Consider the following 7472-nt stretch of genomic DNA (forward strand, 5'->3'; position numbering starts at 1 on the left):
GGGGTGGCTTCAGAAAACGGAAAATAAAGCACGCTAGAGCGTGTTAGGCACTTTGTGTCAAACCTGGTAACCTGGCGCAATGCCAGAACGCAAACCCTACCCAACGGACGTATCGGACGAAGAATGGAGCTTCGCCGCTCCGTACCTGGCGCTGATGAGCGAAGAAGCGCCGCAGCGCCGATACGAACTTCGCGAAATGTTCAATGCACTGCGCTGGATGGCGCGTGCCGGAGCATCGTGGCGCATGCTGCCCACCAACTTCCCACCATGGGAGTTGGTTTATCAACAAACGCAGCGCTGGCTCAATGCGGGTTGCTTCGAGGCGATGGTCAACGATTTGCGCTCGGTGCTGCGTGTGGCACAGGAGCGCCAGGGCCAGCCCAGTGCGGTGATTCTTGATGGCCGCACGTTGCAGTCCACGTGCGAAAGCGGACCGCGCGCAGGCTATGACGGTCACAAACGCAAACGAGGCAGCAAAGTCCATATGGCCGTTGACACGCTGGGCCTGCTGCTCGCGGTACACATCACGCCCGCCAACGAACAGGAGCGCGCGCAGGTGGGCGAGCTGGCGCGTCAGGTTCAGCACGTCACGGGTCAGACGGTGAAACTCGCCTTTGCCGACCAGGGCTATACGGGCAATACCGCTGCACAGGCTGCGCGCGACGAAGGCATGGAATTGCAGGTCATCAAACTGCCCGAGGCGAAGAAAGGTTTCGTGCTGTTGCCCCGTCGCTGGGTGGTTGAACGCAGCTTCGGCTGGCTTAACCGCTTCCGGCGGCTGGCTCGCGATTACGCCCCGAAGGAAGTCCCCTTGGGGGACGAGCGCCTGCCCGAAACCCTGGCAGGCTTGCACTTCGTCGTATTCGCCATGCTCATGCTCGTCCATGCCGTGCCTATTATCCAAAGTGCCTAACACGCTACAAGGGCTCCCCGTTGAGCTCAAGCTCAATCGAAGTTCGCTGTGATACATGCTGCAATGCCGTGCGGGTGCATGTGAGAAGGTGAAGGACTGCAGTTCTACAACCGGTCATGTTGGGCCAATGGCCCGGACCCTGATGAAAGACGCGCGCAGATGCCTCATTCTCTAGCCGGGAATGGATATCCCCGCCGTGTTAGTCAGGCACGCGCCGCGCGGGTCCAACCCGCTTCACATCACCGCTGGCAGTGCAAAGTGATCGTTTCTACGTGCTCATGATGTGTGCGCTCCCGTCTCGTTGCCGGTTGATCGACAGGCCCGGATCGAAGTTAGTCCGCCACGTACTGGAGCCTGAAGTCATCGCCATACTTCAGCGAGGCCCACGCCAGTCTCGCGTTCTTTGCAGCTATCGCGATGGCGGCCCGCCAGTAGCCACGGCGCTCGACCAGGGTTCGGACCCACCGGCTGAAGCGATCCTGTTTCTCGCCGAGACTGGCAATAACGGCGCGGGCGCCGTTGACCAGCAACCCGCGCAGATAAGCGTCGCCGGCTTTCGTAATGCTGCCCAGCCGCGCGCGTCGTTCTTGCCGCGCTTGCCGGACATGCGATAAGGCGCCACAAGGTTGGGCGCCATGAGCTTGACGGTATGGCCGTGCTGCTGAAACACGCGAGCCCAATGATGCGCGCCGGAGCACGCTTCCATGCCGATGAGGCGCGCTGGCAACTGCGCAATCAATGTCAGCAACTGATCGCGCGGCACACGCGGCTTGATCAGCATCGCTTTACCTGCTTCATCTACACCATGAATGGCGAATACATTCTTGGCAAGATCGATTCCGACAGTGACAATAGGCATGGACTTCCCCTCTCGCTGGCGTTGATGAACGCTCGAAACTTCATCATGGCACGTCGATGCCGACTCGCGGCTTCCGCCGCAGCCTCGGGACGGGGAAGTCCCTTTCATTCTCTAGGCTAGGGACGCCCCCGCCGGAAAGCCCATGGGCTATGGCATAGCAAACGCGTCATCCATCTGCCGGGAGCGTTTGACCTCGTCGCTCTGAAGGTAGATCGAGGTCGTTGCGATCGACGCGTGGCGCAGGTTGTCCCGCACCGTCGTGAGTTCCGCGCCACGGGCGAGCGCATGGGTGGCGTGGGTATGGCGTGTCCAGTGAGGACTGGCGCGACGCAGTTTTTCAGCCAGTACAGGGTGATCGGTGCCGATGACATCGGCGGCCAGCCTAAAAAAACGGCGCATCACAAACCACAGTCGGGAACGGGTAATGCCCGTTGTGTTTTCCCCGTCGAAGCTTGCCAGTAACGGGGCTTTCGGATCCCAGCGCTGCGGTGTTACGGGCAAACCTCTCTGGACAAGATACTGTTCGAGCGCCGCGCGCGCGAGGGGCGGCACGGCGACCTTGCCGGGCTTGCCACCCTTGCCCACAAGATTGAGCCAGTGGGCACCGAGCTCATCGGTACGGATGTCGCCAAGCCTCGCGCCGACGAGTTCGCTCGCACGCAGACCGGTCGCGTAGGAGAAGTCGAGCAGAAAGCGCAGTCGTTGCGCGGCGGGGGCTTCCCAGCCGTAAGACCATTCCAGCCCGTTGGCGATCGTGCGAACCAGCCCCCATTCGCCTTCGGTGAAACCGCGCGACGTGTCGAGTGGCGCGACGCGTGTTTTGCCGCGCACCTTGATTCCGGCAAAGGGGTTGGTGAGCACGTAGCGCTGCTCGATCAGCCAGCGAAACAGCGCGCCCAGCACTGAGAGGGCATAGGCGGTCGAGCGTGCCGACAGGTCGCCGGAGAACGGGCGCCAGTCGGGCGCATTACGCGGCCGCGGCGGCCCGATCCACCGTTCACGCGGTGTTGGATGGCGCAGAAAGCTCCGATACGCGATCGCGTCTTCAGTCGTGAGGGACGAGAGCGCCCGTCCGCGCTCGACGATGGACCACAGGATCACGCGCTCGGCCTCCTTGCGGTAGGCGCGCTGCGTGGCGGGAGTTTCGTGCAACGCGAGCCACGCGTGAACCGCATCGTAGTCGTTGTTTGCGTCGAGCGCGCAGGCCCGCCGGGGCGCCCGGAAGCTGCCGTGCGAGCCATCTACCTCGTGCGGCACCCTCAACTGCTCCCATGGAACGACGATGCCCGGCGCGGTGACGGCAATCAGCGCGCGAGCGCGCTCCGTCAGTTGCGGATGGGCGGCAAAGAACGCCTCGATCTGCCGGGCGCTGGTTTGGCCGAGTCCGGGCACCGTGCTCCACCAGCGACGCCGGCGCGGCACGCGCACGGTCAGGTCCGCGAGGGTCGTAATTCCATGCGCGCGAAGCACACGCGCCGCACGGGGCACAAACCACAAACCGATGTCATCGCCAATCTGCGGCTGCGGCACGGGCAGCGACCGCAGGACCTCGATCGCGTGCGTAACGGCGTTCGCGCGGGCGATCCTCTCACTGACGGAATGCTGGAGGAGTTCGACGACATCGGCGCGCTGCCGCTGACAGGCGAATGCGATCAGCTGCTGGCGGATGCCACTGATGATGCCGCGCGCGGACTGGCCGGGCGCCCGACCATGTGACAGATAGCGGTCGATTGCCGCCCGCGACGACAGGCCCGCATACCAGCCCCGCAGCGCCGCGAGCTGGTCGCCACCGGGGAACGTAGGCGACGACGGCCCTGGATTGCTCGCTGGCACCGAAGACTGACGCGTTTTCATGATCCTGAGTTTAAGGCATAAAAGCTCTTGTTGCGATAAGAAGGATTATGGCAATGGACGTATTACACTGCCGTTTTTCTGATCCGCCAGTCGGGGGGAATCGGTGCTGCGCCTGGTCATCGCACCAACCCCGTCCCCGTCGAGCCCAATATGCCCCGTCGAACCGTCCTTTCGCCGACCGAGAGAGCCAGCCTGTTTTCGTTTCCGGACAGCCACGATGATCTCATCCGCTACTACACGTTCAGCGAAGCGGACCTGTCGCTGATTGGGCAGCACCGCGGCCCGGCTAACCGCCTAGGATTTGCGGTCCAGCTCTGCTGCATGAGACATCCGGGCATTGCCCTGAGTCATGGTGAAACGCCAGCGCTCGCATTGCTGCAGTTCGTTGCCGGACAGCTCGATATCGCGGTGACACACTGGGACTCGTACGCGCAGCGGGACCAGACGCGCCGCGAACATCTGCTCGAGCTGCAGGCGGCACTTCAGGTGCGCCAGCTTACCGTCGCCGACTATCGCCCGGCGGTACAGGCGCTTGTTGATCTCGCGATGCAGACCGACAAGGGCCTGGTGCTCGCACAGGCGCTGCTCGACTACCTGCGCCGGCACGCCATCCTGTTGCCGGGTCCGAACGTGATCGAGCGCATCTGCGCCGAAGCGCTCACGCGAGCGACACGCCGGATTCACGATGTCCTGACCGATTCGCTGTCGGATGATCACCGGAAAAGACTCGACCAGTTGCTCCGACGTCGCGACGTCGGCCGCATGACATGGCTCGCCTGGCTGCGGTTGCCACCGGGCAAGGCCAGTTCTCGGCAGATGCTGCAGCATATCGATCGCCTGAAAATCCTGCACGCGATCGAGCTTCCCGCAGGCCTTGACCGGAAGGTGCACCGGAACCGGTTGCTCAAGATTGCGCGCGAAGGCGCGCAGATGACGCCAAACGACCTGGCGAAGTTCGAAACACAACGGCGCCATGCGACACTGGTTGCCATCGTGCTCGAAGCGACGGCAACAGTTACCGACGAAATCGTCGACCTGCACGACCGCATCATGGGGCGGCTCTTCAATGCCGCCAAGAAAAAGCATCAGCAGCAGTTTCACCGATCGGGCAAAGCCATCAACGACAAGGTGAGACTGTTTGGGAAACTGGGCCGGGCATTGCTTCAGGCACGGCAGGACGGTGGCGATGCATTCAGCGCCATTGAATCGGTCATGTCGTGGGAGGCGTTCACGAAGAGCGTCGGTGAGGCCGAGCAGCTCGCCCAGCCGGAAGCGTTCGATTTCCTGTACCAGATCGGCGACCACTATGCGACGCTGCGCCGCTACGTGCCGGCTTTCCTCGACATCCTGAATCTGCGCGCGGCGCCGGCGGCGACCGAGGTGCTGGAGGCCATCGAGACGATCAGGACCATGGACAACGACGGCGTGCGCAAGATGCCGGCGGATGCGCCAACCGCGTTCGTCAAGCCACGGTGGAAACCGCTGGTACTGACCGAAAGCGGTATCGACCGGCGTTACTACGAGCTATGTGCGCTGGCCGAGCTGAAGAACGCGTTACGCGCCGGCGACATCTGGGTTCAGGGTTCACGTCAGTTCCGCTACTTCGACGACTATCTTCTGCCGGCGCAGGACTTCGAGGCAATCAGGGAGGTCAACGCACTGCCACTGCCCGTCATTACGGACTGCGATCGCTACCTGAATGAACGGCGTGAGCTGCTGGAGCAGCGGCTGGCAACCGTCAACGCGCTTGCGGCGGCCAACGGCTTACCCGACGCGATCGTCACGGAATCGGGCCTGAAGATCACGCCGCTCGACACGGTCGTGCCCGACATGGCACAGACGCTGATCGACCAGACGTCGCTGCTGCTGCCGCGCGTGAAGATCACCGAACTGCTGATGGAGGTCGATGCGTGGACCGGCTTCACGCGCCACTTCTCGCACCTTAAGACCGGCGAGGCCGCGAAGGACAAGACGCTGCTGCTCACCACGATTCTCGCCGACGCGATTAACCTCGGGCTCACGAAAATGGCCGAGTCCTGCCCCGGCACCACGTACGCGAAGCTGTCATGGCTGCAGGCGTGGCACATCCGTGACGAAACGTATTCGCAGGCGCTGGCCGAACTTGTCAATGCACAGTCCGAGCACCCGTTTGCCGTTCATTGGGGCGACGGCAGTACATCGTCGTCTGACGGACAGCGCTTTCGCGCCGGCGGCCGCGCCGAGAGCACCGGGCACATCAACCCGAAGTACGGCGCCGAGCCCGGACGGATGTTTTACACGCATATCTCTGACCAGTACGCGCCATTTCATGCGAATCTCGTCAATGTCGGCGTACGCGATTCGACGTATGTGCTCGACGGGTTGCTGTATCACGAGTCGGACCTGCGCATCGAGGAACACTACACCGATACGAACGGCTTTACCGATCACGTGTTTGCGCTGATGCATCTGCTCGGCTTCCGGTTCGCGCCGCGCATCCGCGATCTTGACGACATGAAACTGTACGTGCCGGGCAGCGCGAAGGACTATCCGGCGCTGGCTTCGATGATCGGCGACACCTACAACGAGAAGCGCATCCGCCGCAGCTGGGACGAGGTCCTGCGTCTGGCCACCTCGATCCGGCAGGGCACGGTCACGGCGTCGCTGATGCTGCGCAAGCTCGGCAGCTATCCGCGGCAGAATGGCCTTGCCGTGGCCCTGCGTGAGATCGGCCGCATCGAGCGCACGCTGTTCATCCTCGACTGGCTTCAGCACGTGGAGCTGCGGCGTCGAGTGCATGTCGGCCTGAACAAGGGCGAAGCGCGCAATGCACTGGCCCGCGCCGTCTTCTTCTACCGGCTCGGCGAGATCCGCGATCGCAGCTTCGAGGCGCAGCGCTATCGGGCCAGCGGCTTGACCTTGGTCACCGCCGCCATTGTGCTATGGAACACCGTATATCTGGAACGGGCTGTAGAGGCGATCGCCGTGCACGGTGCGAAGGCCGATCCGCGCCTGCTACCGTATCTGTCGCCGCTTGGCTGGGAGCACATCAACCTGACGGGCGACTACGTGTGGCGGCACAGCCAGAAACTGCAGCCGGGAAAATTCCGCGCGATGGGATCATTATCGGATGCGCCCGGGCGATAGCCAGATCAATTGTAAGCGCGTCATCCAGCACGCGAAAGCGTTCGCATAGAGCGCGCATATTTCGTCACTGGATTCCGTATTTATATGGTCACGAGTTAGTGTGAGGAAAGGCATACACATCGCATCACCATGTTGAGGCCAATTGTTACATCCGTCGTTGTTGGCGATCACCAAAGGAAACAAACTATGTCGAGAATTGGCGAAGGTAATAGAGGCGGATATCCGGCCGCTTTGTCGAACAACCCGTCTATGTCCAATACGGAAGAAGCTTCCCACGGTCCGTCGAGATCACCCGGTGGGCGTCAAGGGTGGCCGAACGAGCAGTTTCGGGGAATTCCAAGGATGAACGCGCCTTCTACAGCCGTTGGTCAGCCGCATCTCGGACAATCGCAGGCTTTTTCGCAAATGCCCCGGCTAAAAGCGCGGGAGTGGCCTGAACACGTTATGAACAGCGGAATGTCATATGAGCAAGTAGCGGCACATTTGCAAGGCCGTCAACCGAAATTCCAAAGTACTGTCCTTCAGGGCTTGAGGGACCGTGGGTGGAATCAAGCAGAACAACTCGCTCACGCGATAGGGCGGCCTTCGCTAAATCCTCTTGACGCCGCGCACGTTTCTGGTGGACACACTGTGGCATTTCCGCCTCAGGTACAGTTCATGCCCCAGCAGCCGTCGCATTTTATGGCCCAGCAGCCGTCGCAGTTCATGCCCCAGCAGCCG

General features: G+C 62.1%; 3 protein-coding genes and 1 pseudogene. 2 read left to right on the plus strand and 2 right to left on the minus strand.

Going from position 1 to position 7472, the window contains the following annotated elements; all coding sequences use genetic code 11:
* Nucleotides 1–79: 79 nt before the first annotated feature.
* On the plus strand, nt 80–913 hold the full coding sequence (locus HV796_RS39340) for an IS5 family transposase (RefSeq protein WP_175233169.1): 834 nt from the start codon (nt 80–82) through the stop codon (nt 911–913).
* Between the two features lie 332 nt (nt 914–1245).
* Here HV796_RS39340 and HV796_RS39345 read toward each other — a convergent pair.
* A pseudogene (locus HV796_RS39345) lies at nt 1246–1772 on the minus strand (IS110 family transposase).
* Nucleotides 1773–1919: 147 nt separating this feature from the next.
* Nucleotides 1920–3626, minus strand: coding sequence for a site-specific integrase (locus HV796_RS39350; protein WP_175233170.1), 1707 nt, complete (start codon nt 3624–3626; stop codon nt 1920–1922).
* 150 nt (nt 3627–3776) lie between these two features.
* Between HV796_RS39350 and HV796_RS39355 the strand changes: the two genes are divergently transcribed.
* The gene (locus HV796_RS39355; protein WP_175233171.1) at nt 3777–6752 is read left to right on the plus strand and encodes a Tn3 family transposase; all 2976 of its coding nucleotides are present in this window, start codon (nt 3777–3779) and stop codon (nt 6750–6752) included.
* Nucleotides 6753–7472: the final 720 nt, after the last annotated feature.

The sequence above is a fragment of the Paraburkholderia humisilvae genome, assembly GCF_902859855.1.
GTDB lineage: Bacteria > Pseudomonadota > Gammaproteobacteria > Burkholderiales > Burkholderiaceae > Paraburkholderia > Paraburkholderia humisilvae.

Bases quoted from the DNA above. Each gene is read 5' to 3' on its own strand.
- HV796_RS39340 (WP_175233169.1), top strand. From the start codon at position 80: ATGCCAGAACGCAAACCCTACCCAACGGACGTATCGGACGAAGAATGG.
- HV796_RS39350 (WP_175233170.1), bottom strand. From the start codon at position 3,626: ATGAAAACGCGTCAGTCTTCGGTGCCAGCGAGCAATCCAGGGCCGTCG.
- HV796_RS39355 (WP_175233171.1), top strand. From the start codon at position 3,777: ATGCCCCGTCGAACCGTCCTTTCGCCGACCGAGAGAGCCAGCCTGTTT.